Source organism: Vibrio cincinnatiensis, assembly GCF_022113815.1.
In the GTDB taxonomy this organism is placed as follows: domain Bacteria; phylum Pseudomonadota; class Gammaproteobacteria; order Enterobacterales; family Vibrionaceae; genus Vibrio; species Vibrio cincinnatiensis_A.
In genome coordinates this window covers 51721-78533 of sequence record NZ_SGOM01000002.1, presented here as the reverse complement: position 1 = coordinate 78533, position 26813 = coordinate 51721, and the positions used below count along the sequence as shown (strand labels likewise).

At 42.3% G+C, this 26813-nt stretch carries 24 protein-coding genes and 2 tRNA genes; 20 read left to right on the top strand and 6 right to left on the bottom strand.

Annotated features, from left to right (window positions below):
- Positions 1-127 precede the first annotated feature (127 nt).
- From EXA13_RS03380 to EXA13_RS03365, 4 genes are all read left to right on the top strand, one after another.
- The gene (locus EXA13_RS03380; RefSeq protein WP_238131891.1) at positions 128-712 is read left to right on the top strand and encodes a fimbrial protein; all 585 of its coding nucleotides are present in this window, start codon (positions 128-130) and stop codon (positions 710-712) included.
- Positions 713-789: 77 nt separating this feature from the next.
- Positions 790-1443, top strand: a complete 654-nt coding sequence (locus EXA13_RS03375) for a fimbrial biogenesis chaperone (RefSeq protein WP_238131890.1) — start codon at positions 790-792, stop codon at positions 1441-1443.
- Between the two features lie 23 nt (positions 1444-1466).
- Entirely contained in the window at positions 1467-3878 is a 2412-nt protein-coding gene (locus EXA13_RS03370) for a fimbria/pilus outer membrane usher protein (protein WP_238131889.1), read from the top strand.
- Entirely contained in the window at positions 3869-4957 is a 1089-nt protein-coding gene (locus EXA13_RS03365) for a fimbrial protein (RefSeq protein ID WP_238131888.1), read from the top strand. Before EXA13_RS03370 ends, EXA13_RS03365 begins: the two co-directional genes overlap by 10 nt.
- 50 nt (positions 4958-5007) lie before the next feature.
- On the opposite strand, the gene EXA13_RS03360 is transcribed toward EXA13_RS03365, so the two are convergent.
- The gene (locus EXA13_RS03360) at positions 5008-5490 is read right to left on the bottom strand and encodes a hypothetical protein (protein WP_238131887.1); all 483 of its coding nucleotides are present in this window, start codon (positions 5488-5490) and stop codon (positions 5008-5010) included.
- A complete protein-coding gene (locus EXA13_RS03355) occupies positions 5487-6257 on the bottom strand; it encodes a winged helix-turn-helix domain-containing protein (protein WP_238131886.1) in 771 nt (256 codons plus the stop codon). The genes EXA13_RS03360 and EXA13_RS03355 overlap by 4 nt, the downstream gene beginning before the upstream one ends.
- 428 nt (positions 6258-6685) lie before the next feature.
- On the opposite strand from EXA13_RS03355, the gene EXA13_RS03350 reads away from it, so the two are divergent.
- The 7 genes from EXA13_RS03350 to artM all read left to right on the top strand — a co-directional run bounded on the left by EXA13_RS03350 (position 6686) and on the right by artM (position 10946).
- Positions 6686-7423 (top strand): EAL domain-containing protein, encoded by a 738-nt coding sequence (locus EXA13_RS03350; RefSeq protein WP_238131885.1) that lies wholly within the window; start codon positions 6686-6688, stop codon positions 7421-7423.
- A gap of 251 nt (positions 7424-7674) precedes the next feature.
- Positions 7675-7761, top strand: a tRNA-Leu gene (locus EXA13_RS03345).
- Between the two features lie 19 nt (positions 7762-7780).
- Positions 7781-7854: transfer RNA gene (locus EXA13_RS03340), tRNA-Cys, on the top strand.
- A gap of 225 nt (positions 7855-8079) precedes the next feature.
- Positions 8080-8808, top strand: a complete 729-nt coding sequence (artP, locus tag EXA13_RS03335; RefSeq protein WP_346346943.1) for an arginine ABC transporter ATP-binding protein ArtP — start codon at positions 8080-8082, stop codon at positions 8806-8808.
- 50 nt (positions 8809-8858) lie between these two features.
- A complete protein-coding gene (locus EXA13_RS03330) occupies positions 8859-9590 on the top strand; it encodes an arginine ABC transporter substrate-binding protein (protein ID WP_238131883.1) in 732 nt (243 codons plus the stop codon).
- A gap of 1 nt (position 9591) precedes the next feature.
- A complete protein-coding gene (gene artQ / locus EXA13_RS03325) occupies positions 9592-10281 on the top strand; it encodes an arginine ABC transporter permease ArtQ (protein WP_238131882.1) in 690 nt (229 codons plus the stop codon).
- Entirely contained in the window at positions 10278-10946 is a 669-nt protein-coding gene (artM, locus tag EXA13_RS03320) for an arginine ABC transporter permease ArtM (RefSeq protein ID WP_238131881.1), read from the top strand. Before artQ ends, artM begins: the two co-directional genes overlap by 4 nt.
- Before the next feature lie 166 nt (positions 10947-11112).
- On the opposite strand, the gene EXA13_RS03315 is transcribed toward artM, so the two are convergent.
- Entirely contained in the window at positions 11113-12693 is a 1581-nt protein-coding gene (locus EXA13_RS03315; RefSeq protein WP_238131880.1) for a BCCT family transporter, read from the bottom strand.
- Positions 12694-13152: 459 nt separating this feature from the next.
- On the opposite strand from EXA13_RS03315, the gene nirB reads away from it, so the two are divergent.
- The 5 genes from nirB (at position 13153) to EXA13_RS03290 (ending at position 18341) form a co-directional block, all read left to right on the top strand.
- Complete coding sequence (gene nirB / locus EXA13_RS03310) at positions 13153-15729, top strand: nitrite reductase large subunit NirB (protein WP_238131879.1); 2577 nt, start codon at positions 13153-13155, stop codon at positions 15727-15729.
- Positions 15726-16052, top strand: a complete 327-nt coding sequence (gene nirD, locus EXA13_RS03305; protein WP_238131878.1) for a nitrite reductase small subunit NirD — start codon at positions 15726-15728, stop codon at positions 16050-16052. The genes nirB and nirD overlap by 4 nt, the downstream gene beginning before the upstream one ends.
- A 110-nt stretch (positions 16053-16162) precedes the next feature.
- Positions 16163-16975, top strand: a complete 813-nt coding sequence (locus EXA13_RS03300; protein WP_238131877.1) for a formate/nitrite transporter family protein — start codon at positions 16163-16165, stop codon at positions 16973-16975.
- Positions 16976-17004: 29 nt separating this feature from the next.
- The gene (gene cobA / locus EXA13_RS03295) at positions 17005-17769 is read left to right on the top strand and encodes a uroporphyrinogen-III C-methyltransferase (RefSeq protein ID WP_238131876.1); all 765 of its coding nucleotides are present in this window, start codon (positions 17005-17007) and stop codon (positions 17767-17769) included.
- A 98-nt stretch (positions 17770-17867) separates the two neighbouring features.
- Entirely contained in the window at positions 17868-18341 is a 474-nt protein-coding gene (locus EXA13_RS03290) for an NYN domain-containing protein (protein ID WP_238132176.1), read from the top strand.
- A gap of 106 nt (positions 18342-18447) precedes the next feature.
- Here the strand turns inward: EXA13_RS03290 and EXA13_RS03285 are convergent, their stop codons facing one another.
- Positions 18448-18630 carry a DUF2986 domain-containing protein gene (locus EXA13_RS03285; RefSeq protein WP_238131875.1) on the bottom strand — a complete coding sequence of 61 codons (183 nt, stop codon included), beginning with the start codon at positions 18628-18630 and terminating at the stop codon, positions 18448-18450.
- An 81-nt stretch (positions 18631-18711) separates the two neighbouring features.
- Between EXA13_RS03285 and EXA13_RS03280 the strand changes: the two genes are divergently transcribed.
- Positions 18712-19101, top strand: a complete 390-nt coding sequence (locus tag EXA13_RS03280) for a nitrous oxide-stimulated promoter family protein (protein WP_238131874.1) — start codon at positions 18712-18714, stop codon at positions 19099-19101.
- A 22-nt stretch (positions 19102-19123) separates the two neighbouring features.
- Here EXA13_RS03280 and EXA13_RS03275 read toward each other — a convergent pair whose 3' ends face one another.
- On the bottom strand, positions 19124-20278 hold the full coding sequence (locus tag EXA13_RS03275; protein ID WP_238131873.1) for an MFS transporter: 1155 nt from the start codon (positions 20276-20278) through the stop codon (positions 19124-19126).
- A gap of 186 nt (positions 20279-20464) precedes the next feature.
- The gene (gene trxC, locus EXA13_RS03270; RefSeq protein ID WP_238131872.1) at positions 20465-20899 is read right to left on the bottom strand and encodes a thioredoxin TrxC; all 435 of its coding nucleotides are present in this window, start codon (positions 20897-20899) and stop codon (positions 20465-20467) included.
- 198 nt (positions 20900-21097) lie between these two features.
- On the opposite strand from trxC, the gene EXA13_RS03265 reads away from it, so the two are divergent.
- The 3 genes from EXA13_RS03265 to EXA13_RS03255 all read left to right on the top strand — a co-directional run bounded on the left by EXA13_RS03265 (position 21098) and on the right by EXA13_RS03255 (position 26666).
- Positions 21098-22192, top strand: a complete 1095-nt coding sequence (locus EXA13_RS03265) for a ketoacyl-ACP synthase III (RefSeq protein ID WP_238131871.1) — start codon at positions 21098-21100, stop codon at positions 22190-22192.
- 187 nt (positions 22193-22379) lie between these two features.
- The gene (locus tag EXA13_RS03260; protein ID WP_238131870.1) at positions 22380-23507 is read left to right on the top strand and encodes an efflux RND transporter periplasmic adaptor subunit; all 1128 of its coding nucleotides are present in this window, start codon (positions 22380-22382) and stop codon (positions 23505-23507) included.
- Positions 23508-23513: 6 nt separating this feature from the next.
- Entirely contained in the window at positions 23514-26666 is a 3153-nt protein-coding gene (locus EXA13_RS03255; protein WP_238131869.1) for an efflux RND transporter permease subunit, read from the top strand.
- Positions 26667-26813: the final 147 nt, after the last annotated feature.

Genomic DNA, 26813 nt, shown 5'->3' with positions numbered 1-26813 from the left:
TCTATTGCCGAAAATGTTGAGTTTACATGGTGATTGTTCTGTTGTTTAATCTCCCTGCTCAAGCAGTGGTCATTGGATTATCTGCGACATGAAAAATCATATTTAGAGGTTAAAAATGAATAAGCTTATGAAAAAAAGTCTAGCCGCTTCCATCATCAGTGGGCTATTTATGGCATCGACAAGCTTTGCTGCAACAGAGTCTGGTGTTGCCGGTGGAACCATCACATTTAATGGCTCTGTGACGGACACAACCTGTAATGTCACCACTAACAGTGGTCAAGATTTCACGGTTAACTTGGCTCCGATTTCTATCGATGAGATCAAAGCTCCAGGAGTGGCTTTATCTGGTTCAAAACAGTTTTCAATGATGGTTTCGGGTTGTACTGGGTATGTTGCTAGCAGCAATTCAGCTCAAGCCTTACAAATCACCTTCACGGGCGCAAATGTTTCTGCGGACGAAGTTTACCTTGAGAATAATGGTGGTACAGCAGAAGGTGTGGGTATCGTTATCACTGATGGATCAAACATCTACCCTCTAAATAAAGCGATTGCTACTTCGTTGAAAACCACTTCATCTGATGGTGAATTTTATGACCAAGATGCAGAAGGTACGCTGAGCTTCTTCGCTAACTACTACAATTATGCGGGTGAAGATGCGGTAACAACGGGTTCTGTTATTACGAATGCAACTTATACGTTTAGTTACGAGTAATTTGATGGTGGGAGGAGGTTGCTCCTCCTTCACTTTAAGGGCAAATGATGAAAAAACTGCTTCTATTGATAATAAGCATGATGGCATCTGTATGTGATGCAAGTGTTGTGGTTAATCGTACTCGAGTTATTTATCAGGAGGGGGCGAAAGAAACTTCATTTCAGCTTTTAAATAAAAGTAAAACGACACACTTAGTTCAAGCATGGATTGACAATGGAGATGCAGAGGCGCCACCGGAAGAAATAAAAACCCCCTTTGTTATTTTACCGCCGATCGTAAAAATAGCAGGAGAGAGTGGCCAGGTAATGAAAATTCAAGGTGACGAAACCTTGATGGACTTACCTAAAGATCGAGAATCTGTCTTTTGGGTTAACATTCTAGATATTCCTCCTTTACCTCAAACGACAAGTCAAGAAGGTGGGAATTATTTACAAGTCGCGCTGAGAACTCGGATTAAACTTTTTTATCGACCAAAGGGGTTGCTGCTGTCTAAATCATTTATGAATGAAAATTTACAAGTCAACGATTCATATAATTGTCTTGATAATCGGTCTCCCTTTTATATGAGTATTGTAAAAATAGAAGAAAAATCAAATAACATCTTAGAAAATGCAATTATGATTCCTCCATTCTCATGCCAGAAAGTCGAAGGAATTACATTTAATAACGAAAGCCACTATAAAATTTCTTGGCTTGATGACTATGGTAGTTATCAAGTTACTTATTTATAATTATATGTCATTCCAGGTTTCTCATGTATAAGAATTGGTATTGGTTATATTTACTATTATTGATGAATTCTCTTTATACTTATGCTGATTCTTTTAATACAAGTTTTTTAGTCGGAAATGCGGCAGCAAGCAAATGGAATTCAGAGATTGAAATAGAACCTGGATATTATGATTTTAATCTATATATCAATGAGCGCTGGCTTGGTGTCTATTCTATTTACGTAAAAGAGGGCACCAGAAATAGTGTCTACTTCCGTGAGCAAGATCTCATTGAGTTTGGACTTAAACTTGAACGCTACCCTAATACGTCAATATCTAATACTTCTGGTTATATTAATATCGAACCTATTCTTGCCGGAGGAAGTTTTGACTTCGACCCTAACGAATTTAACCTTCACCTAACAATTCCACAAGCTTATATTGAAAATGATGATCCAAACTGGGTCACTAAAAATAATTGGGATCCCGGTATTAATGGGCTATACATTAACTATCATGCTAACTATTTTAATAATTATGAAAAAAATTCAAATCAATACAATGAAAGTTTATTTCTGTCATTGACTTCTGGGCTTAACCTATTGGGTTTCCATTTTGTCGATGTCGGGTCTATTACTTCAGATTCTGGTTTGGATGACGCTGCTTATATGAATACGTATCGTTATGTTGAAAAACCGATACTGAGTTGGGATTCCGTGTTGCGAATTGGAAAGCAGCCTTCATCAACTGGGTACTTTGATTCTATTAAGTATACTGGTGTCTCCTTACGCAAGGATATGCGCATGTTACCCGATAGTTATGGCCGCTATATGCCTGTCATTCGTGGTGTTGCTGCTGAGAATGCGATTGTAACGATTAAACAAGATGGCCGAGTTCTGGAAAGGATTAATCTTCCTGTTGGTGAATATTATATTGATAATCTAATGCCGACAGGTTCTCGTTCCGACCTTGAAGTGACGTTAAGTTACAGTAGTGGTAGAACGGAATCTTTTATTGTTCCTTATTCCACCATTTCCGGAATGTTGAGAGAAGGAAGCTCTGACTATAACATTAATATTGGACATGTCGAAGATGTAGGTAATGATGATGCCTTTATTCAAGGTGAGTATACTCGTGGAATTAATAACTATTTAACTGGCTATATGGGGATCACTTTAGCAGATAATTATCAATCTTACTTGCTTGGAAGCTCTATCTCGATACCTAAAGTTGGCTCGTTTTCATTAGATGTAGAGCAGAGTTTTTCTGATTTGGATTATCTTGGAAGTTATCAAGGTCAAAAAATTAACATCTCTTATAGTAAATACTTTTCAACTAAGACTAACTTAACATTAGCTAGCTATTTTTATAAAACAGATAACTACTTATCTTTGCAAGAATCATTGAAATTAAAAGATCAGCTAGATGATTTTTATTTAACGAGTCGAGTAAAGGAAAGCTATAATTTAAATTTAAGTCAGCCAATCGGTAAGGGTCAGTTATATTTTGACGGTTATTTTTCTAGAAAAAATGGGATGCGATCATTTGATAAACAATTTAATTTAACCTATAACCAGACGATAGACCGTGTGCATTATTCATTAACTCTTGGGCGTTCATATACCAATTATGAATATTTTAATCGTGAATCGACCGAGCAAGAAAACAGAATTGGGGTATCTATTTCAATGCCGCTTGCTATTTTTGATAACTCAATGACACTCACAAGCAGACTTTCTGTGATTGATGATAAGTATCGTTCTGGTGATGTTATCTTAAGTGGCTATGAAGACGATTTAACTTATAGTTTTAATGTTGGTCATGATAAAGAATCAAAGTCTTACCTCAGTGCTTATGCTTCTTATCAAGCGTCTAAGATGTACATTAATGGTAGTTATTCAGAATCAGAAAGTGCTCGTCAAGTTGCATTCGGAGCAAGTGGCAGCCTTGTGGCTTATGAAGGTGGCGTATTAGCCACATCACAAAGTGGTAATAACTTTGTCATCATTGATACGCCGGGAATCGAGGGGGCGGTTGTTAATAATGATAAAAATACGGTGACCAACAGTGATGGGCAAGCCATTGTCGCAACTGCTTCACCGTATCGTAGAAATACCTACACGGTTCAACACGATGATGAACAAGGGAATGTCAACGGGAATGTGAAATATTTAGTACCTTTACGTGGCACTATTTCAAAAGTTAGCTACGAGACGGATACCGATAAACGCTTTATTTTCCAAGTTACAGGCAGTGATGGTCGAGCGCTTCCTTTTGGTTCCGATGTGTTTAATGAAAAACAAGAGTCGATTGGTTATGTTTTACAGGGTGGAAAAATGACCTTTAGAGCGGCTTCTTTACCAAATCAAGTGTCGATCCAGTACTTAAAAAATGGGGCGTTAGTTGAATGCCAAGTTGACTTGCACACTGATGAAGAGAATAAACTATGTTTTTAATGATGATGATAAAAAAGTTTAAGCGATTGTTGCTCAGTGTGTGGCTACTTACCCTTCCCGTTGGAGTCTATGCTGGTGTTATTACGGATACTTGCACCGCTGGTGGGGCAATTATTTCCAGTGAACCTTATTCTGCGACAACGAACATTGATATTTCACCGATGTTTACCTTTTCTGATCATTACTCCGTGAGTTTGCGCACCAGTTGGAGCGGCAGGATGTGGTGTGGTATTGGCGAATTACTCGATGATGTTTATTATTATTCACCGATTCAAGGTGCTCCTGATGGAACGTATATTGGTTTTTTTAACGCTGCAACAGGGGATATGACTACATTCCATGTGACTGTTGAACCAGAAAAAAGCTATGAAGGGGTCAATGGTTTGCCGGGAAGCCACTCTTTAGGTTATCAGGTAAATTATACGGTGACGTTTACTCTAGTAGAAAGTGCGCCGAGTGGGAGTACACTGATTACGACAGAGAATAATATGGTGACAATTGGAGCCATCGCATCGAGTGGACAAAAGCGGTCAGATAGCGCGGCTTATGAGGTATGGAGTTCAAATAATTGGGGGAAAAAACGTTGGCTGACTTATCAGAATTTAAATATAACCTTTAATATCACTAATACGACTTGTAGTACTCAAAATCAAACTGTTAATTTACCCGAAACATCAATTGATGCGATTCGTCATGGGCGGGCGGCGAGAAAACCCTTTATTTTGGAGTTTCAGTGTTCAGGTACAATTAATAATTTAGCGACTCGTAATGTACAAAGTTGGCTTTATAGTGCGGATAGAGTAGGCGATATTGGACAGGGTTATGTATTGCGTAACCCTCAATCAACAGCAAAAGATATCGGAATTGTATTAACGGATTATTTTGGAAGGCCAGTTAAACTCTCTGATAGTATGGCAAGTGCTAACAATGCTGACATTATTTTGGAGATAAAAAAAGGAAAAGTATTTCAAACGAAACCGGATGAAGCGTATGTGTTTGCTACTTATGCGATTTATGGTGAGGATCCTAAACCGGGTAGCATTACAGCAACGGCAGTCGTTGTGATTAATTATGATTAGTCATGGATTATTAATCTATTCAACAATAAAAAAGCGCCGATGGCGCTTTTTTATTGATCAATAACACAAGTTATCATAGGAGCATGGCGATTTGAAATTAATAGAGTATTATCCGTTATTTTTTCAAAAGAAAGATGGCGTGTATTTCCTAATGCTAGGGTGGGGAGATAATGGTAAATAAAATCCTCACTAATATTATCATTATATAAATTTGTGATGTCTTTAATTTCAACGTGATAATTTCTATTATCTATATATTTATAGTTAAAACTTTGTCTTTTATTGATAAAGGATGGTTGCCCATTTAGTTCTGCTTTTCCAGAAATATATAGTTCTCCTCTCCTATTTTTATGGAATGTCATAACTAGATCGACATCCATAGAAAACTTCTCATTATTTTGTTCTGTTATATAGTTAAGTGTCGTTCGGCAAGTTTCTGAAAAATAAATGGTAGATTGATAGTAAAAGTAACCCGCCAGTATGGATGCGGAACAGGTTGCCGCTAGGGATACCCCAAATTTTAAATTGTTCATTTATTATCCCATATATAATGATAGTAGTTTTTACAGGCTATAATTTCATCATCATCTTTTAAACATTTTGAAAGGAATAATCGTCCTGGATTTCCGTAATATAAACTATTTTGCCCAGAAACGAAGAAGACTTCATCTTGCTCACAGCTTTCTTGACTATTTGCGATTTTTGTTTCTGTAAGATGAACTAAAAATTCTTTCACTTGCGGAGAGCTGGATTGAAAATTATAAAGTTTACAACTTTCTATCGTACCAAGATAATATGTATTCATTATTGAATTTTTTGAAAAAAATTGATGGGAACTTAAAGTTGAAATAATGGCTACACCTATAATTGTGGCTATTTTTAGCAAGTTAGACTGTTTTTTTCTTTTAGTCAAAGGGTGGAGTATTTCGGGGGAGGCGGTGATTGGGATATTTTCTACTGTAAGCTTTTCTATAATAACGTTATCACTTAGCATGAAACCAACTTTAGGTATGGTAATTATTATTTCGTTGTTTTCCATTTGTTGTAGTAGTACTTTTCTGAGTTGACTTATATATTGATTGAGTGAACTGTATGAACCTTTGAGCCCAAACTTATCCCAGGCCTCAGTCAGTAAAATATCTTTTTCTATTGGTGAACCTTGATGTTTAATCAAAAGTTCTAGAAGTCGGTTAGCCGTTGGTGTTAATGAAATAGATTCATCATCGGAAGGGGAATCTATTCGACGTAGTGTCCCATCACTTGAGTTATAAAGTACAACATTATTAATTAGTGTTTTCATTTTCCATATTTAATCCATGTGAATGAATTTTATTATAGCAAGTTTCTGATTATCAACAAAAGATCTTGTTTTAATATTTGAAAATTTATCCTGAAATGTCAAACTAATCTATAATAATTCTTATTACATAGGTGATTTATGTGAGCGAGTTATTAGATTCTTACTGGGTTATTCACCAGAAAAACGCCTGTTTTTAGTCTTTCTAAAGAGTAACCTGCCCTAGTAACGCTTTATCGAGATCTTACTATCACACTGTCATTTTTTTAGTTATAACCAATAAAAAAAATATAAAAAACAGGATTAAACACTGAATATAACATTAATGTCTTTATAAGGTTCTATTTGTAGGGGGTTTCCGATACTTTGTTCATCACAAAATGAACACACAAAAAGTGTGTCGACTGTCTTCAAATTGTTAGGTAATACGCATGAATCGCTCAATTGTAAACTCTCATATCATCAATAAGATCAGAGCCACGATACCTTTCTTCCGTGGGTTAAAATTTGAACCGATTGTTGAATTGGATAACCTTTCGACGGTGGCCTATGAAATGCTATCTTTGTGTGATATTGAGATTGATGTTGAAGAAAGCTTTAATTCTTTAGATATGAATAAAAAACGGGTTCTTTTTAATCAACAACTGAATCTCATTAATATTATTAATGAGCAGAGAGTCTTTATTAATTTATCCATAACTGAGCTTCTTCGCAGTGATTTTATCTTGGAAATTAAACGAGCGAATATTGTTCCAGCAGCATTATCGATTGAGTTACAGAACTTACCGGATATTTATCAATTTACTGATATAGAGCTGAATGAGTTTAAGTATCAAGTCAAAAAATTGCAGGCTCTTGGGGTTGAACTTTGGTTGGATGATCTTGACGAGGAACTTATTGACTACTTTTTCCATTTGGATGTTGTTTTTTATGGAGGAAAGATTGATAAAGAAACGTTCTGGTCATTACGTAAAAATAAGAAACTGCTTAATTTCTTGATTATGCGTTGTAATCTGATATGCGATAAGGTTCTTATTGAAGGTATAGAAAACGATTCAGATCTAAAACTGGTTCGTGCAACCAAAGCCGATTATGCACAGGGTTTTTATTGGCCTGCTATTTGTTGCTTTGATGACGCTGATGGTTATTCTTTAGACGAAGCCGCATAATTTTACGTATCAGCCAATGAATAACAAGATTAGCGTTAACCAACGCTAGGAATGAGAACGGCATTAAGTGCTCAATAAATTGTTCGGTAATTATCCTATTTGATGTCTATCTATACTGAATGGTGTGTTTCTTAACCATTTGATTGATTGAAGTAAATTTTTTATTGACCTGGCTGCTGAATGCGTTAAAGTACGCCTCGTTCCCAAGACAAACAGGGAATAGATAGTGTGAGCCTATAGCAATACGCGTTGCCCTGGTGGTGAAATTGGTAGACACAAGGGATTTAAAATCCCTCGACTTTCGAGTCGTGCCGGTTCAAGTCCGGCCCGGGGCACCATCTATCGAGATACAATAAAGGCGCGTTGGCAGAGTGGCCATGCAGCGGATTGCAAATCCGTGAACCTCGGTTCGACTCCGGGACGCGCCTCCATCCTCTTTTTATTATCAAAACTTCCTATTTTGCATTCAATCATTGTTACTGAATATTCTCTTTTTCTCTTATTGCATTTTTCGGATTGAATCAGTCATTTTTACTACCTGATTGCTACATTGCTATACAAAAACCTCATTAATTCCATTTTTATACATTTTTATTGCATAAAAATGCCTTCGTAGTAGTATTAGCCATAATTGACAATTAATGCAGTATATGAGCATGAATATCCGAATTGATGGCATAAATAAGTCTTATGGTACAACTCAAGTATTAAGTGATATCAGTTTTGAGTGTGCGAAAGGAGAAACTCTCGTTTTACTTGGCCCCAGCGGTGCAGGAAAGAGTTCTCTGCTCCGAGTACTTAATTTGTTAGAAATGGCTGACAGTGGTCGACTACATATCGCTAATCAATCTTTTGATTTTTCTCAGAAACCTTCAGAACAACAAGGCTTAGCATTACGCCGAAAAGTTGGAATGGTATTTCAGCAGTACCATCTATGGCCGCACATGACAGTAATGGAAAATCTGATTGAAGCGCCAATACAAGTCGCGGGTTTAGATAAAGCACAAGCGAAGAAACAAGCGCTTGAAATTCTCACCACATTGCAGTTATCCGATAAAGCCGATGCTTGGCCGTTGCAGCTTTCTGGTGGTCAGCAACAGCGAATTGCCATTGCTCGGGCATTAATGATGAAGCCTGATGTCTTATTATTTGATGAACCAACCGCCGCACTGGATCCTGAGATTACAAATCAAGTCGTCAAAATAATTCAAGAATTAAGTGGCACAGGAATAACCCAAGTTGTTGTGACACATGAAGTTGATTTTGCAAAGAAAATTGCCAGTCATGTACTGTATCTAGAGAAAGGCCAAATGATAGAATATGGCACTCATGATGCATTTATTCATCCGCAAACTCAGCAGTTTGCCGATTACTTAAAACATTAGTTTCCTCTGGCGGTAATTTGCCAGTACCGCAGCACAATTGGAGTATTGCAATGAAAAAAATCCTGTTAGCGTCTTTGATTGGTTTGGCCTCGGCAAGCGCGAATGCGCAGCAAGAGATCAAGTTTGTGATGGAAGCGACATACGCACCGTTTGAATTTGTGGATGAAAATAACCAGATTCAAGGGTTTGATGTCGATTTAGCGAATGCCCTATGCCATCAACTGGAAGCCAAATGTAGTTTTCATAATCAAGCATTCGACAGCCTCATTCCTGCGTTGAAATTTAAACGATACGATGCCGCTATCTCGGCAATGGATATTACGGACGCTCGTTTAGAGCAAGTGAATTTCTCCCATCCTTATTACGACAACTCAGCAGCCTTTGTATCACTTTCAGGTAAAATTACCGATCAAGCTGCTTTGAAAGGGAAGCGCGTTGGCGTTCAAAACGGTTCCACTCACCAAAGTTATTTGCTAGAGCAATTGCCTGATGTGGTTGCTGTACCATACTCGAGTTATCAAGATGCATTTATTGATATGAAAAATGGCCGTATTGATTCCGTTTTTGGTGATACTGCCGTTGTTGCTGAGTGGTTTAAAGGCGACAGCAACCTCACTTATGTGGGTGAGCATGTGACGAACGCTCAATACTTTGGCAATGGTTTTGGAATTGCGGTCAATAAAGACAACCAAGCGTTATTAGAGCAATTAAATACGGCACTGAGCGCTGTAAAAGACAATGGGGTGTACGCTACTATCTTTGCCAAGTATTTTGGAAAATAAGATGGTGTTAACGGGCTATTCTTTATCTCTTGTACAAGCAAGCTGGATGACGCTACAAATTGCGTTCGCCAGCTTGCTGGTAGGGTTACTGCTGGCTTTGCTGTTTGCGAGTGGCGAAATGGCAAAGTTCAAAATGATCCGGTGGCCGACGACACTCTTTGTTATGGTGATACGCGGCTTACCTGAATTATTGGTTGTGTTGTTTATCTATTTTGGCTCCACTCAAGTTCTCTTTCTTATTACTGGCGAGTTTATTGAGATCAGCCCCTTTGTTTCTGGGGTTATTGCTTTGTCATTGATTTTTGCCTCTTATGCTGCTCAGACCTTACGTGGGGCTTTGAAGGCGGTTGATAGAGGACAACGTGAGGCGGCTAGTGCATTAGGTATATCATCTAGCCATACTTTTTTTCGTATTGTGCTACCTCAAGCGGTTCGACATGCGCTACCTGGGCTAATGAACCAGTGGTTAGTACTGCTAAAAGATACGGCTTTGGTCTCACTTATTGGGGTGACCGATTTACTTAAGCAGGCACAGCTGACGTCTGCTGCGACTCATGAATCATTCACTTGGTATGCAACGGCAGCCGCTGTGTATCTGGTGATCACTTTGATTACTCAGCGTGCTGTGAAAGTGATTGATAAAAAGTTTTCCGTACAGGGAATGAGTTCAAGTGAAGGAGTGACTGCGTGAAAGAACAGCATCTCTGGCAGTTGTTAGAAGGGTTAGTAACAAGCTTACAACTGACCGCGGCATCGTTATTGGTTGGGTGTTTGTTATCATTACTCATGACCGTTTCTCTTATCATGCGAACACCTTTGTTGCATTGGATTAGCCGAGCCGTGATTACGCTCTTTACTGGAACTCCTCTGCTTGTACAAATATTTTTAGTGTATTACGGCCCCGGCCAATTTGAATGGATCCGCGAAAGTATTTTATGGGTATGGCTGAGTCAGCCATGGTTTTGTGCGATGGTTGCGTTGGCACTCAATACTGCTGCATATAGCTCACAGTTGTTTAAAGGTGCATTTAATGCAATCCCAAGTGGACAATGGCAAGCTTGTCGAGCTTTAGGGATGAATAAAGTGTCAACACTGCGTGTTTTATTGCCGTATGCGCTTCGCCGTGCAGTGCCAGCCTATTCCAACGAAGTGATCTTGGTATTCAAAGGCACTTCGCTTGCCAGTACGATTACTATTATGGATCTGATGGGGTTTGCACAGCGGATCAACGCTCAAACTTACGATACATTAACCGTATTTGGTGTGGCAGGGCTTTTTTATCTTACGGTTAATGGGTTACTGACATTGGTATTTCGCCAAATAGAGAGAAAAGCTTTGGCATTTGAGGAATATTAAAAAAGAGACGAGGTCAGCTATTGGATCTCCTCATTTATTCCTTATTTTCAAAAAAAAATCCCTCGATTTTAATCGAGGGATTTTTTTAAGTATCTTTGATTGTGCCGCCTAGAAAGTTTTTGTCAACAGGTGGAGGCCAGTAATAGCTGGCCTGATGAATCAAATATTAATGATAACGTGCTTGTTCGGTTCTTAAGCCTTGGATCAAGCTGACACACATCAGCAGTAAAACAAAACTAAACGGTAGAGCTGTAGCGACAACGCCAGATTGAAGAGCCTGCAGAGCTTCTGACCCTCCGACCCACAACATAACGGCGGCGATAGCGCCTCCGATTGTGGCCCAAAAAATACGTTGTAGCACAGGAGCATCGACTTTTCCGCCAGCGGTAATACTGTCAATCACTAGGGATCCTGAGTCGGCAGAGGTGATAAAGAAAATCAAGATCAATACAATCGACATGATAGAAATCGTACTGCCTAAGGGTAATTGTTCATAAACATGGAACAGCGTTAATGAAATATCCGTCAGCCCATTGGCACCCAATTCACCGATCTGATTTGAGACTTGATCAAGGGCAACACCACCAAAGACAGCCATCCAGACCAGAATGAGCAGGGTCGGAATAAAAACAACGGCGAGAATAAATTCACGAACGGTTCGTCCTCTTGATACTCGTGCGATAAACATGCCGACAAATGGTGACCATGAGATCCACCACGCCCAGTAGAAGACGGTCCAACCATGCATCCAGATTTCATCCTCTCGACCATGCGGATTACTTAAAGGAATGATATTTTCAATATATGCCATGAATGTGTCAGGAATGGATTGAAGTGTGGTATCAAAGCTGACAATGATCATAAAAATCAGTAGTGCAAAAGCAAATAGCATGTTGATGTTACTGAGTACTTTTACACCACCATTGATCCCTCGAAATACAGAGATAATGGCAATTAAGGTCACAAATACAATGACGGTAAATTGCATGCCGATGCCGCCATTCGTGCCAAAGATGTAGTTAATACCACTGGTGGCTTGTTGAGCTCCCAACCCTAATGAGGTGGCGAGTCCAAACAAGGTGGCCAATACGGCCATAATATCAATGATGTGTCCTAGCCACCCCCAAGCGCGATCACCAAAAATAGGGTAAAACACGGAACGAATAGAAAGAGGAAGCCCTTTGTTAAAGGCAAAGAAACCCAGTGATAAAGCAACGATGGCATAAATTGACCACCCATGAATTCCCCAGTGGAAGAGGGTAGCCCCCATGGCTAAAGATTTCGCTTCAGGAGTATTGGCTGCCACATTAAATGGGGTTCCCCACCAGTTAGTATAATAGGCGGTAGGCTCTGCCACACTCCAGAACAACAAACCAATCCCCATTCCCGCGGCAAAAAGCATTGAGAGCCAGGATAGGCGTGAATGATCCGGTGTCGCTTCTTTCCCTCCTAAGCGAATTTTACCCAAGGGGGAGACCATCAAGACTAAAGCAAAAAATAAAAAGAAGTTAGTTATCCACATAAAGAAAGCATCAAATTCTTGAATGATGCTGTTTTTCAGAGTGTCGAGCACTTCTTTCGCTGTCGTGGGGCCGACCCAAATGACGGAAAGTAAGAAGAGAATGATCAATCCGGCGCTGATACCAAAAACAGGGTTATGAACGTCAAACCCCCATTTCTGCACGTTATCTTGTCCCACCCGATAGTCGGTGGTTTCTATACTGTATTTTTTTAATGCGTCTTCCATAGTATGACTCAATCGGTTTCGCATTCGTCACTTTTCTACTTTTAGAGAAGTGATGAATACGTTAAAGGTGAAGTAAATAATTAGAGTACAAATTATTTTCCATCGGTAATTATACCGTTGTTTCATTTTTTATCTAGAGTTTTATTAGGTTCCATTATTTTGATCGCGTTTTTATACATAAAAAAGATATGTACACGAATGGTTTGTTAGGGGGGCTAACTCGTACTGATACAAGGCTATGGGTCTGCAGAATTATGAATCAAGGTGGCTGGTTTTTTATTTTCCAAACTGTAAGTTAATGAAATACGTATAGGGCTTTCATGGCGTTAATTAGCGAAATAATGCTCTTGTACCCCTTTAGGGTAGTTTGAAGGGGTAATTGATTTACATCATTAACTCATTTTCTTTCATAACCAACAATTCTGACTTAATGATAAAGACAGTTACCTAGGAATCCGTATGAGCAAGTTGAAGCTAGTGATTATCGGTAATGGCATGGTTGGCCATCGCTATATCGAAGATCTTGTGGAGAAAATGGACACATCACAAGTTGATGTGACGGTTTTCTGTGAAGAACCTCGAATCGCTTATGATCGCGTCCATCTTTCCTCCTATTTTTCCCATCATACCGCCGAAGAATTATCACTGGTTAAAACGGGTTTCTATGAAAAGCATGGGATAACCGTACATGTTGGCGAACGAGCAATGAATATTAATCGTGAGCAGCGTGTTGTTTATTCTCAGACTGGGCGAGAAGTTCAGTATGATAAGTTGATTCTAGCAACGGGGTCTTATCCGTTTGTCCCTGCAATAAAGGGCAATGATAGTAAAGATTGTTTTGTTTACCGTACGATTGAAGATCTTAAAGCGATTGAAGCTTGTGCCCAAAAAAGCCGTAGTGGTGCCGTTGTCGGTGGCGGTTTATTGGGGCTTGAGGCCGCTGGTGCATTAAAAGCGTTAGGGGTGGAAACTCATGTCGTTGAATTTGCTCCAGTATTAATGGCCGAGCAGTTAGATCAGCAAGGCGGCCTGCAATTACGAAATAAAATTGAACGCATGGGCGTGCACGTTCATACCAGTAAAAATACCTTAGAAATTGTAGCGCAAGGTGAACAAGCACGTAATACCATGCAATTTGCGGATGGCTCGGCGTTGGAAGTTGACTTTATTGTCTTCTCCACGGGAATTCGCCCACAAGATAAACTTGCTCGTCAGATGGGATTAGAGATTGCTCCTCGCGGGGGGATTGCGATTAACGATCATTGCCAAACGTCCGATCCAGATATTTACGCGATTGGTGAGTGCGCCTCTTGGAATCAAACCTTTTTTGGCCTCGTCGCTCCCGGCTACAAAATGGCAACGGTAGCGGTTGATCATCTTGTGGGGAATGACAGTGTCTTTTCTGGTGCTGACATGAGTGCCAAGCTGAAACTGCTGGGTGTCAAAGTAGGTTCGATCGGTGATGCAAATGGGCGAACACCGGGCTGTAAAAGCTATGTGTATCAAAATGAAGAACAAGAAGTTTATAAACGAATTATTGTTTCGGAAGATGGTAAAACATTGCTGGGTGCCGTCATGGTTGGAGACACCTCCGATTATGGTGATTTATTGCAATTAAAGCTCAATGGTATTGAGCTGCCGAAACATCCCGACACCTTAATTCTGCCAGCTCACGCGGGTGCTGAAAAGCCCGCACTCGGTGCGGAGGCATTACCTGACAGTGCGGTCATTTGTTCTTGTTTTGATGTAACAAAAGCCAAAATTGCTCAAGCGGTTGCCGACGGGTGCCACACTTTAGCTCAAGTGAAACAAGCCACTGGTGCTGGAACCGGTTGCGGCGGATGCTTACCACTCGTTACCTCTGTACTAAATGCGGAGCTTGCGAAATCTGGGGTGGAAGTTAAAAATCACCTTTGTGAACATTTTGGGTATTCTCGTCAAGAACTGTTTCACCTCATCCGTATCGAAGGGATTAAAAGCTTCGATAAACTATTGGCGAAACATGGGCAAGGCTATGGTTGTGAAGTGTGCAAACCGACCATTGGTTCTATGCTTGCTTCATGTTGGGGAGAGCATGTTCTTAATCCGTCATTAGTCTCATTACAAGATACTAATGATAACTTTTTAGGCAATATGCAAAAAGATGGCACCTATTCGGTGATTCCAAGAATGGCGGGTGGGGAAGTGACTCCACAAGCTCTAGCGGCACTCGCTCAAGTAGCGGAGCAATATCATCTTTATACCAAAGTCACTGGGGCGCAGCGTATCGGTTTATTTGGAGCACAGAAAGATGATCTCCCTGCTATTTGGCAGCAATTGATTGATGCAGGTTTTGAAACAGGCCAAGCCTATGCGAAAGCACTACGCATGGCCAAAACCTGTGTTGGTTCTACCTGGTGTCGCTTTGGAGTACAAGACAGTGTGGGGCTAGGGGTTTCAATCGAGAATCGTTATAAAGGTATTCGTACCCCACATAAAATGAAGTTTGGCGTGTCTGGCTGCACCCGAGAGTGTGCTGAAGCGCAAGGCAAAGATATTGGCATTATTGCGACAGACGCGGGCTGGAATTTGTATGTCTGTGGGAATGGCGGAATGAAACCTCGTCATGCTGATCTGCTTGCAACCGATCTGGACCAAGCGACACTGTTACAATACATCGATCGTTTTATGATGTTCTACATCCGCACCGCCGATAAGCTACAACGTACGTCTGTATGGCTGGATAATTTAGAGGGGGGTATCGATTATCTACGCGATGTGATCATAAACGATAAATTGGGTATTAATGCTCAGTTGGAATCGGATATCGCTCACTTAGTCGAAGCGTATCGTTGTGAATGGCAAGAAACCTTAAACCAGCCGGAACAACTAAAACGTTTTGCTCATTTCATTAACAGCCCACAGCGTGATGACAATGTTCAGTTTGTAACTGAGCGAGCTCAGCATCGTCCGGCAACGTATGCGGAAAAATACCCAAATGCGCCAGAAAATCAGCGTGGCGATATTTTACACGTCGCTTTGGAGAGTGAAGTATGAATCAGTGGCTAACTATCTGTGATATTAACGATATTGTCCCAGGAACGGGAGTTTGTGCGCTAGTTAACCAAGAGCAAGTGGCGATATTTCGCCCTTCTCAAGAACAAAGTGTATGGGCTATCAGTAATCAAGATCCGTTTGCTCGTTCTAATGTGTTGTCTCGTGGCTTGATTTGTGAGCACCAGAATGAACTTTGGGTTGCGAGCCCTTTAAAGAAGCAACACTTTAACTTAGCAAGTGGGCGTTGTTTGGAAGATGAGCGGTTTAATGTCAAAACTTACCAAGTGCGGGTAAATGACGGCGTGGTAGAAATCGCGGTTTAATGCATTCCCCTCCTAAGGTTAGGAGGGGCAATAGGGAAAGGCTTTGTCATCGCACGTGTGCGTTGCAGAGTCTTTTTCTATTGATTTTTTATTTTTCTTAAGGGCGCATTATGTCTTACGTTAAACCTGCTGAATTAGTACAAACCATGATTAATGTCGGTGAAAGCAAAGTGTTTATGTCTACCCGAGACACTTTGATTCGAAGCACGATGGCGGGCGCTATTTTAGCCATTGCGGTAGCCGTGGCAATAACTGCCGCGGTACAAACTGGGGTTCCCATCGTGGGCGCTTTGGTCTTTCCGGTTGGTTTTTGTATTTTAAATTTAATGGGATTTGACCTACTGACAGGAGTATTTGCGTTAGCCCCTCTTTCTCTCTTTGAAAAAAGAGCAGGAGTGACATGGGGGGGAGTATTTCGTAACTGGGCATTAGTGGGACTCGGTAATTTGTTGGGAGCTGTTGTTGTCGCATTTTTTGTTGCACTCACTTTCACCATGAACTTTACCCTAGAACCCAATGCGGTCGGACAAGCTTTTATTAAAGCCTCAACCGCTCGTTCTCTTGGGTTTGCTGAGCATGGTATCAACGGTTGGATCACCGTATTTGTGAAAGGCATTCTTTGTAACTGGATGGTGAGTTTAGGCGTTGTCAGTGCGATGGTTTCGAAGTCAGTAAGCGGAAAAATTATGGCTATGTGGTTACCTATTTTTATCTTCTTTGCTTTAGTCTTTGAACATGCTGTGGTGAATATGTATCTGTTTCCGCTTGGCATGATGCTTGGGGCAGATTTTACGATTATGGATTGGTTAGTTTGGAACCAAATTCCCGTGACTCTGGGTAACCTTATCGGCGGTTTATTGGTGACCGGGCTGAGTTTATATGTGACACATGGAAAGACGCTACCAGAACGTCAACGTAAATAGTTTATCAGCCATGATCGAGTGAGGGTTTTATGCCGATAAATACGCATCTTGATACAGAGTCAGGCTTTGTTTCTTTAGTCGGGGCAGGGCCGGGTGATCCAGATTTACTGACCGTGAAAGGAATGCGCGTCATTCAGGCGGCGCAAGTGGTGATTTATGATCGCCTCGTTTCGGCGGAAATCCTTGCGCTTGTGAGCGCGAGCGCGGAAAAAATCTACGTCGGTAAGCAGGTCGATTTTCATTGTGTGCCTCAAGATCAAATCAATCAGCTTCTTATCGATCATGCTATAGCCGGAAAACGTGTTGTGCGTTTAAAAGGGGGAGATGCTTTTATCTTTGGACGAGGGGGGGAAGAGTTGGAAGCCCTTGCCAAACACGGTATTCGCTATGAAGTTGTACCAGGGATTACTGCTGCGCTCGGAGCGAGTGCCTATGCTGGTATTCCGCTGACCCACCGAGACTATGCGCAAAGTGTGCAGTTTATTACTGGGCATTTGAAGAAAGAAGGTACGCCTCTGAACTGGTCCTGCTTAGCGAATCATAATCAGACACTTGTGTTTTATATGGGGCTAAAGCAAAGTGGTTATATCCGTGAACAATTAATTAAAGCAGGGTTAAGTGAAGAGACGCCTTGTGCCATTATTGAACGGGGAACGACTCCTCAGCAGCGAGTGTTGAGTGGGAATGTAGCCCAATTAGCCTCCTTAGCGAAGCAGGCACAAAGCCCTGCATTGATTGTGGTTGGGCAGGTGACTCAACTCCATAAGACGCTGCAATGGTTTGCCAAGCCATAGTTTGTCTGAGAAAGAGTGTGTTACAGTATCTCTCACCTTACTCACTTTGGCGATAAGCTGAAGGCATGAGTGTAATCGTAATGAAAAAGAAGATACTGATGGAAAAGATCGCCATATTGGTCGATGTACAAAATGTCTATTACACCTGCCGTGAACGTTATGGTCGGCACTTTAATTACAATCAATTTTGGCAAACGGTGGTTCCAACGCGAGATGTTGTGAAGGCGAATGCCTATGCGATTGCTACCCAAGATCCTCGTCAACGACAGTTTCACCATATTCTGCGCGGAATCGGGTTTGAAGTTGTATTAAAACCGTTTATTCAACGTGGAGATGGCAGTGCCAAAGGGGATTGGGATGTTGGCATTGCGTTGGATGCTTATGAACTGGCTTCACAAGTGGATACGTTGGTTTTAGTTTCCGGTGATGGTGACTTTGAGCTGTTGGTTGAACGAATTCAACGTCGTTTTGGCACTCGTGTGATCGTGTATGGGGTACCAGGGTTAACCGCGAAAAACTTAATTGAGGTAGCAGACGAGTATCAAGCGATTGAACTGCCTCTATTACTCTAGTCATTCCCTTTTGCATCCGTTGATGTCGTGATCACCAACATGCCATGATGAAGCCAGCGATACTCGTTTCCCCACCCTTTGTCGGTGGGGGAGCCATTTGGCTGCCTTATGAGCGATCCAAATCGGTAGCGGAAGTGTCTTGGTCCACTATTTCATCGGATACTCGCGTTTCTGTTTTTTCTCGCTCAGCCTTGGAAATATAACGAGGTTTGCTACTTTTATGCAACTTAGCATTTTGCTTCTTCTGTTTGGATTTTAAAATTTGATTGATTCGTTTCTTACGGTTCATCTTAGTGACTAACAGGTTAAGTTTCGGGCGGTGAGCTTACGGGGTTTTATCGCTGAACTCAATGCATCAGTAGGAGATAGGATGGAAAAAATACTCAGTGGTCAGTTATTGACGGAATTTAAAACCGTACAAGGGATGGTACACATATATTGCCGTCAACAGCATGGCACATTAATAGGTACTTGTGCGGAGTGTCAGTCTTTGATTGAATACGCGCAAATGCGCCTAGACCGCTGTCCTTACGGGCAAAACAAACCCACTTGTAACCAATGTCCTATCCACTGTTACAAGCCAGAACCCAAAGAAAAAATGCGCCTTGTGATGCGTTACGCTGGGCCAAGAATGTTACTCCATCATCCCATTCTGGCGATTCGTCACTTACTGCATGAGCGACGAGCATTACCTGAATTACCCTCAAGTAATCAGTCTCACCGTCAGCAGCGATTAAAAGCGAATAAGAAAAAAGGGTAACGAAGGTTACCCTTATGAAATGTTATTCTCCAGCAACCCATTGACGTTTGGTTTTGAGGCTAGCGGCTAGCATATACAAACACGTTGCCAGTAAGGTGACGAACAGATAACCCAGTAAGCTTTGGTTCGTTTGAATAAACCAGTCGGCCAGTACCGGCCCTAATACAGATCCCACACTATAACTAAATAACATCACTTGAGTGGCCGACACAATGTGATGAGCATCAAGTTTGTCACAGCCTAAATTAATCGCGATCGGGTAAAGAGCAAAGGTTGCCATACCAAGCATGAACAAGCTAATGGCGAGAGTGCCCATTTGGCTATCTAATAATGGAAGCACTGCTGACGTTGCGCCTAACAAACAAAATAGAGCCATGAGTAGCGTTCGCCCTAGATGTTTTGATAACCAAGGAACCAGAGGCTGCACGGCCATTGCACCAAGGATGACTAAAGCCATCAAGGTTCCTACTTCAGAGTGGCTAATTCCACGTTCTGCGAGTTCAACCGGCATTAGCCCATAAATAGCACCCAAGACTAAACCTGAAACTAAACAGCCAATCACTGCTGCGTGGCTGAGTTTGGTTATCTGTTTCCAAGAAAGGCTTTGTCCTGATTCTGTGGAAGGTTGATCCGATTTTCCATAAATCAACACCACAGTGGCGAGCATAAGTAGCGAACAAATCGCCATAAAGGGAACCCAACCCGCAACACCGAGAAAACCAATGCCTAGCTGACCAATGGCTGTTCCGCCATAAAGCGATGCCATATAAATGCCCAGTCGTTTTGCTCGGCCAGATTCATCACCATGTAATAACCAAGACTCAACCACCACAAATACGCCTGCGACGGCAATGCCAGCAATAAAGCGAGCCGTTAACCACACGGCACCGTGGTGGTTAAGTGGTAATATCACGATAGAAGCGAGCAAAAGCAGCAAGCAGCCAATAAAGGCATTGCGATGTCCCAAACGATTCACCAGTGGCTCCATAAATAGAGCGCCAAGCAATAAGCCTGCATAAAAAACACTGGCTAACCAGCTGGCAAGTGACGTTTCTAACCCATAGTGGGAAAGCATTAAGGGAATTACACTCATCAAATACCCAGAGGCGACGGCATATAGGGTTAGTGCAATAACCGGTACGGAAATACGATGAACGGAAGGTGGGGACATGTCCATAGTTATCGCCTCGCAGGAAGTGGAGAATTTGCGGCGAATATGGGACTTTAAAATAGAAAGGTAAAATGAAAAATAATGCTCTTGACGATAAAATTTATTTATCAATCATCAAGTCTGCATAAATAGTAATAAAGTTGGCATAACTTGGCAAGGTAGGCCAACTTGACAGATGCTTTTACTCGATATTTATTGAGTGATAACCTGAGTTATCCATTGATTAAACTGACTTTTTGGCAATGCGCCATTTATCATGTTTATCATTTTTCCCTCTTTAAACACCATAATGGTTGGAATACTACGAATTTGAAACCTTCCAGCTAATTCTGGTTGCGCTTCTGTATCCACTTTTACAAAGCGGATACGGCCTTGGTGTTCTTTCGCTTCCTCAGTAAAAATGGGGGCAAATCCAATACAAGGGTTACACCAAGGTGCCCAAAAATCGACGACAACAGGTTGATCACTTTTTAGCAGGGCATCGAAATTAGCTAAGGTTCCTTCAATGGGAGCACCATCCAGCAATGATGCTTGACAGGTTCCACATCGAGGACGATCGGAAACTCGATCTAAGGGGATCCGATTGAGTTTTTGGCAGGCTGGACAGCGAGTTGTAAATGTTGACATAGCTTCCTCTTTATTCTCATCGTTAGCCACCCCTCTTAACCTGAGTGGCTAAATCGGCGTATACTGTGGACTTTATGCCCGATTTTAAGAAAAAAATCGACATTTTCTGTATTAGAGGGGGAGTGATATGGATGGTGTGAATCATAACACCTCTATTCGCTTCTCCTGAACAATGACAACAAAAAAAGCAGGACGATAATGACTCAATATTACGCTGAAATTACGGGCTGGGGTAAGTGTCTACCTCCCGCCACGCTCTCTAATGAAGATTTAAGTACTTTTCTTGATACTAGTGATGAGTGGATTCGCTCTCGGACAGGGATTGAAGCTCGCCGTATTAGCCATGTGGACACGTCTGATTTGGCAACGGTTGCGGCGCAGCATGCCATTGCTTGTGCGGGGATTGAGGCACAAGAGATCGATCTGATTATTGTGGCTACCTGTTCTCCGGACTCATTAATTCCCAATATTGCGTCTAAAATTCAACAAAACTTAGCTATTGATAGCGCTGCCGCTTTTGATCTCAATGCGGCCTGCACTGGATTTATTTATGGGCTTGAAACCGCAACACGTTTGATGCAAGCCAGCCATTATCGCCATGCGTTAGTCATTGGTGCAGAGCACCTTTCTTTTTATATCGATTGGACTAAGCGAGATACCGCAGTTTTATTTGGTGATGGTGCAGGGGCTGTTGTATTGAGTAAAACTGAACAGAAAGTCGGTTTACAGCAGGCGCAAATTGGGTGTGATGCTCAAGGGAGAGATATTCTTGCTGTGCCTAAGTTTGGCAGTTCGATGGACCGTTTTGCTGCTGATAATGGTTACTGGGAATTTGATTTTATTGGTAAAGAGATTTTTAAGCGGGCGGTGAAAGGAATGGGCGCAGCCGTGCAACAGGTATTGGCTCGTAGTGGGTTGGCTCAGCAAGATATTGATGTGGTCGTTCCACACCAAGCCAATATTCGCATTATTCAAACGTTGTGTGACTTAGCTGGTATTGAGCAAAGCAAAGCATTTGTGAATATTCAACATTACGGCAATACCTCTGCAGCGACTGTGCCGATTGCTCTTTGTGAAGCGGTTGAGCAAGGTCGAGTCGCTGCTGGTGATGATCTTCTCGTCGCGGCCTTTGGTGCCGGATTAACTTGGGGTGCGGGCCACATTAAATGGGGTGAACGTGTTACTCCATTCGCCACCAGTGATGCGCAACTTCCCCCTTGCGAGCAGAGTGCTTTAGCATTATTGGAAAAAGCCATTGAGCATTGTAAAAACCGTCCTCTATCTCACGAATAGCGGTTTAAACAATTGGTATTTGTAATGCGTTAAGGAGCGGTTATAGCTCCTTTTTATTATCCTTTACATTGCGGTTTCATAACTTACAGAGAGATACAATTACGCCGATTTTTCTGATGCTTTTCAGATATTTGTTGATAATCTGTTCAATAGATTGTCTTTACTAAGATCGATGAAAGGATTTGTCATGAAAAGAACCGTACTTGTTTCGGCTCTGGCAGCCGTACTGTTACTGAGTGGCTGTAAAGAACCCGCTTCTATTGCTCCCTCTGCCACCTTACCCTTGGTGGTGACTCAACCCGTGAGTGTGATCTCTTACCAACCCAGCGCGACTTATATTGGCCGAGCTGAGGCCGTAGAAGATACGGATATTACGGCTCAGATCACGGGATACCTGAAAGAACGCCATTTTGCTGAAGGACAGATTGTAGAAAAAGGCCAGCTTTTATACAGCATCGAACCTTCATCATTTCAAGCACAACTTGCCAGTGCTAAAGCAGCCGTTGCGCAATCGGAAGCGGCACATAAGAAAGCCTCGTTAGATTTTAAACGCGCACAGAATTTGTTGCCTCGCGGCAGTATTTCTCAATCTGAATTCGACACTCTGAATGCGAATCTGTTAGGAGCCGAGGCTGCGGTAGAGGCTTCGAAAGCGCAGCTAAAATTGGCAGAAGTAAACCTCTCCTATACGGAGATCCGAGCACCGTTTACTGGCCGGATCAGCAGCAGTAAAGTCAGTCAAGGTGATTTACTGTCTCCTTCGTTGGGCGTGTTGACAACGTTAGTCAGTTTAGACCCTATTCACGCCAGCTTTAGTGTCAGTGAGCGTGAGCGCTTAATCTATGCCATTGATAAAGTCAGTGGTGATGGTCGCAGCGAAGTCAACGATATTGAGGTGCAAATATTATTAGAAAATGGCGAAGCACATCCCCAACTCGGTACGTTAGATTTTTTAAGCAACCGTATTGATGTAAAAACCGGCACGATTGCGATGCGAGCCTTACTCCCTAACCCTGAACATCGGTTATTGCCAGGGCAACATGTCAAAGTTTTGTTGAGAAGCAAGCTGGCGAATGAGGTCGTCGTCATACCACGTAAAGCGGTGCAGATGGATCTAGAGGGGCATTTTGTCATGGTCTTAACCGATGGGAATATTGTTGAACGGCGTAATGTCGAGTTGGGTTCTCAGCAACCACAAGGGGTGATCATTCATCAAGGTCTTAATTCTGGTGATGTTGTGGTCACTCAAGGGCTACAACGCATTCGTAACGGCGTTGCAGTACGAACTCAAACCGCCGAGGAAAAAGAAGGATAACGCGCCATGTTAAGTCGTTTCTTTATCCAGCGCCCTAAGTTCGCGTTGGTGATTTCCATTATTTTAACGCTAGCAGGATCGATTGCACTGCTACTGTTGCCGGTCACGGAATATCCCGCGATTAGTCCACCTTCAGTCAGTGTTACGGCATTTTATACCGGAGCCAGCGCTGAAGTCGTTGAGCAAGCGGTTGCTGACCCCATTGAAACCTCGGTCAACGGCGTGGAAAACATGATTTATATGTCATCCAAGAGTGCCAATGATGGCTCTTACAGCTTGACGGTAACCTTTGACATCGGGACAGATCCCGATATGGCTCAAGTTAACGTCCAAAACCGAGTGGCGCAGATTGAGTCAAAATTACCACAAGAAGTGCGTATGGTGGGCGTAACTGTCAAAAAACGTTCACCCGATATTCTGATGGTTCTCAACTTTTATTCACCGGATGGTCGCTATGACGATCAATTTTTGACGAACTTCATTAATCTCAATGTGAAAGATCAACTCGCTAGGGTGAAAGGCATCAGTGAAGTGAGCGTTATAGGCGGGGGTGAATATGCGATGCGGGTGTGGTTGGATCCGAAAAAAATGGCGAGTCTCAAACTGACCACATCGGATGTGTATGCGGCTTTAGCGGAACAAAATGCCCAAGTTGCGGCCGGACGAATGGGAGCTGCGCCTTATGCCAACCCACAAGATGTTCAGTTTAACCTTGTCACAAAAGGGCGTTTGGAATCCGTTCAGGAGTTTGAGAACATCGTTCTTCGGGCCAACAACGATGGTTCGAGCGTTTACTTAAAAGATGTGGCTCGTATTGAATTGGGTAAAAAATTCTACGATGGTAACGGTCAATTCCGTGGCCGGGAATCATCGATTGTCGCCTTATCATTACAGTCTGATGCGAATGCATTAGACAGTGGTAAAGCAGTCATGGAGAAGCTGGAGAGCATGAGCGGCATCTTTCCTGAAGGAATGGCCTATGAAACTAGCTATGATACGACCTTATTCGTTTCAGAATCGATACGAGGGGTGGTCAAAACCTTGGTGGAAGCGGTCGTTTTGGTCATTGCGGTGACCTATCTCTTTTTAGGCAGTTTCCGTTCCACCTTAATTCCGGTTGTGGCGATTCCAGTATCTTTGATTGGTACGTTTGCTTTTATGTTGCTGACGGGCTTTACCATTAACACCGTGACATTATTTGGGCTTATTTTGGCGATTGGTATTGTGGTTGACGATGCCATTTTGGTAATTGAAAACGTCGATACAACCATGGCGAAAGATCCCAGCCTTAGTCCACGTAAAGCCACACTGATGGCCATGAAAGAGGTGACCGGCCCAATCATAACTTCCACTTTGGTTCTGCTGGCGGTTTTCCTTCCCGTTGCGATGCTGCCTGGCATTACCGGGATTATGTATCGCCAGTTTGCATTAACTATCTGTATTTCGGTTGTGATCTCCTCGGTGAATGCTTTGACATTATCTCCGGCTCTTTGCTCACTGTTATTGAAACAAGGAGGAGAGAATACCGCCCGTTGGTTTAAAAGCTTTAACCGTGGCTTAAACCATATTACTCATCGCTATGGTCAGATCGCAGGCTTTCTCGTGAAAAAAAGTGTGTTGTTAGCCGCTTTCTTTATTATCGCGGTAGGCAGTGTGAGCTGGATGGCGAAAACAACCTCGACCGCTTTTGTTCCACAGGAAGATAAAGGGATTTTGTTGGTGAATATTCAGTTGCCAGATTCTGCCTCTTTATCTCGTACGGAAGCAACGACAGCACAATTGATGCAAATGATTGAGGAAGAACCTGGTGTTGATGGTGTCACGATAGCCAATGGTTACTCCTTTATGACGGGGGCGGCGGCATCGAATGGCGCATCCATGTTTATTAAATTGTATGACTGGGAAACTCGACAAAGTTTTTCGGGGGATCACTCCGCAAACGCCATTGCCTTACGCATTAATGCCAGAGCTGCGCAAACCTTACCTCAAGCTGTTGTCTTTGCTATGGGGCCGCCAGCGGTTCCAGGAATGGGCGCTGCATCAGGGTTTGAGTTTGTACTAGAAGATTCTTTGGGTCGTAGCCGAACCGATCTCGCTATGGTGATGGATGATGTAATACGAGCCGCGACTCAGCAGCCAGAAATCGCTTATGCCTTTAGTACGTTTCGTGCCAACGTTCCGCATTATTATCTGGATATTGATCGAGAGAAAGCTAAGCAGTTAGGCATTTCATTATCGGATATTTTCCAGACACTGCAGGGCAACTTAGGCTCTATGTATGTCAATGATTTTACGATGTTTGGTAAGAACTTCCGGGTGACTATGCAAGCCGATAGTGAACACCGTAACTCAATGACAGATCTGAAACATTTCCATGTTCGCTCTACTGGGGGGGAGATGGTTCCGCTCAATACCTTGGTCAGCTATAGTGAAGTGTTTGAGCCGGATGTAGCATGGCGTTACAACATGTATCGCAGTGCGATTATACAAGGGCAGCCGGCTCCGGGGTATTCCAGTGGCGATGCGCTGGCCGCAATGGAAAGAGTGGCGGCTCAGGTCTTGCCGCAAGGCTACCAGTTTGAATGGACGGGCATGGCCTATCAAGAAGTCCTCGCTGGCAACCAAGCCATTTATGCTTTTGCTTTAGCGTTGATCTTTATCTACCTATTTATGGTTGCTCAGTATGAGAGTTGGAGTATTCCCCTGGCCATTATTTTGGTAGTTCCCGTGGCTACGTTAGGTTCATTCCTCGCATTATTTGTGACTGGAACAGCACTTAACCTTTATGCCCAAATTGGGTTAGTGTTATTGATTGCCTTAGCCGCAAAAAATGCCATTTTGATTGTTGAATTTGCCAAAATGGAGCGTGAAGAGAAAAATGCTTCCATTGAACAGGCCTCCATTGATGGTGGTAAGTTGCGTTTTCGGGCCGTGAACATGACGTCTTGGTCGTTCATTCTTGGTATATTTCCGTTGATCTTTGCCTCAGGGGCTGGACATGTGAGTCAAAACTCATTGGGAATCTCTCTGGTTGGAGGCTTATTGTGTGTGCTGTTGGCAGGAACTTTCTTGATTCCTGGATTCTATGCTCTGGTGCAACGCCAGCGAGAAAAAGTTCATGGCGGTAATACACGTTTAACAAACGTTGATGACGAATAGTCTCACTGAGATATCAGGCACCACAATGGATGAACGGTATCCATTGTGGTGCTTTTACTCTAATATTGACAAAGATTTGACATCGTCATTTCTACAAATCTTCTACCCTATGCAACAACCGCAAGGAAGATAAACAGAGAGCGCTAG

Bases quoted from the DNA above. Each gene is read 5' to 3' on its own strand.
- EXA13_RS03260 (WP_238131870.1), top strand. From the start codon at position 22,380: ATGAAAAGAACCGTACTTGTTTCGGCTCTGGCAGCCGTACTGTTACTG.
- EXA13_RS03280 (WP_238131874.1), top strand. From the start codon at position 18,712: ATGGAAAAAATACTCAGTGGTCAGTTATTGACGGAATTTAAAACCGTA.
- EXA13_RS03350 (WP_238131885.1), top strand. From the start codon at position 6,686: ATGAATCGCTCAATTGTAAACTCTCATATCATCAATAAGATCAGAGCC.
- trxC (WP_238131872.1), bottom strand. From the start codon at position 20,899: ATGTCAACATTTACAACTCGCTGTCCAGCCTGCCAAAAACTCAATCGG.
- EXA13_RS03365 (WP_238131888.1), top strand. From the start codon at position 3,869: ATGTTTTTAATGATGATGATAAAAAAGTTTAAGCGATTGTTGCTCAGT.
- EXA13_RS03380 (WP_238131891.1), top strand. From the start codon at position 128: ATGAAAAAAAGTCTAGCCGCTTCCATCATCAGTGGGCTATTTATGGCA.
- artP (WP_346346943.1), top strand. From the start codon at position 8,080: ATGAATATCCGAATTGATGGCATAAATAAGTCTTATGGTACAACTCAA.
- EXA13_RS03315 (WP_238131880.1), bottom strand. From the start codon at position 12,693: ATGGAAGACGCATTAAAAAAATACAGTATAGAAACCACCGACTATCGG.
- EXA13_RS03285 (WP_238131875.1), bottom strand. From the start codon at position 18,630: ATGAACCGTAAGAAACGAATCAATCAAATTTTAAAATCCAAACAGAAG.
- EXA13_RS03375 (WP_238131890.1), top strand. From the start codon at position 790: ATGATGGCATCTGTATGTGATGCAAGTGTTGTGGTTAATCGTACTCGA.
- EXA13_RS03290 (WP_238132176.1), top strand. From the start codon at position 17,868: ATGGAAAAGATCGCCATATTGGTCGATGTACAAAATGTCTATTACACC.
- nirB (WP_238131879.1), top strand. From the start codon at position 13,153: ATGAGCAAGTTGAAGCTAGTGATTATCGGTAATGGCATGGTTGGCCAT.
- cobA (WP_238131876.1), top strand. From the start codon at position 17,005: ATGCCGATAAATACGCATCTTGATACAGAGTCAGGCTTTGTTTCTTTA.
- EXA13_RS03255 (WP_238131869.1), top strand. From the start codon at position 23,514: ATGTTAAGTCGTTTCTTTATCCAGCGCCCTAAGTTCGCGTTGGTGATT.
- artQ (WP_238131882.1), top strand. From the start codon at position 9,592: ATGGTGTTAACGGGCTATTCTTTATCTCTTGTACAAGCAAGCTGGATG.
- EXA13_RS03300 (WP_238131877.1), top strand. From the start codon at position 16,163: ATGTCTTACGTTAAACCTGCTGAATTAGTACAAACCATGATTAATGTC.
- EXA13_RS03265 (WP_238131871.1), top strand. From the start codon at position 21,098: ATGACTCAATATTACGCTGAAATTACGGGCTGGGGTAAGTGTCTACCT.
- EXA13_RS03360 (WP_238131887.1), bottom strand. From the start codon at position 5,490: ATGAACAATTTAAAATTTGGGGTATCCCTAGCGGCAACCTGTTCCGCA.
- nirD (WP_238131878.1), top strand. From the start codon at position 15,726: ATGAATCAGTGGCTAACTATCTGTGATATTAACGATATTGTCCCAGGA.
- EXA13_RS03330 (WP_238131883.1), top strand. From the start codon at position 8,859: ATGAAAAAAATCCTGTTAGCGTCTTTGATTGGTTTGGCCTCGGCAAGC.
- EXA13_RS03355 (WP_238131886.1), bottom strand. From the start codon at position 6,257: ATGAAAACACTAATTAATAATGTTGTACTTTATAACTCAAGTGATGGG.
- EXA13_RS03370 (WP_238131889.1), top strand. From the start codon at position 1,467: ATGTATAAGAATTGGTATTGGTTATATTTACTATTATTGATGAATTCT.
- EXA13_RS03275 (WP_238131873.1), bottom strand. From the start codon at position 20,278: ATGGACATGTCCCCACCTTCCGTTCATCGTATTTCCGTACCGGTTATT.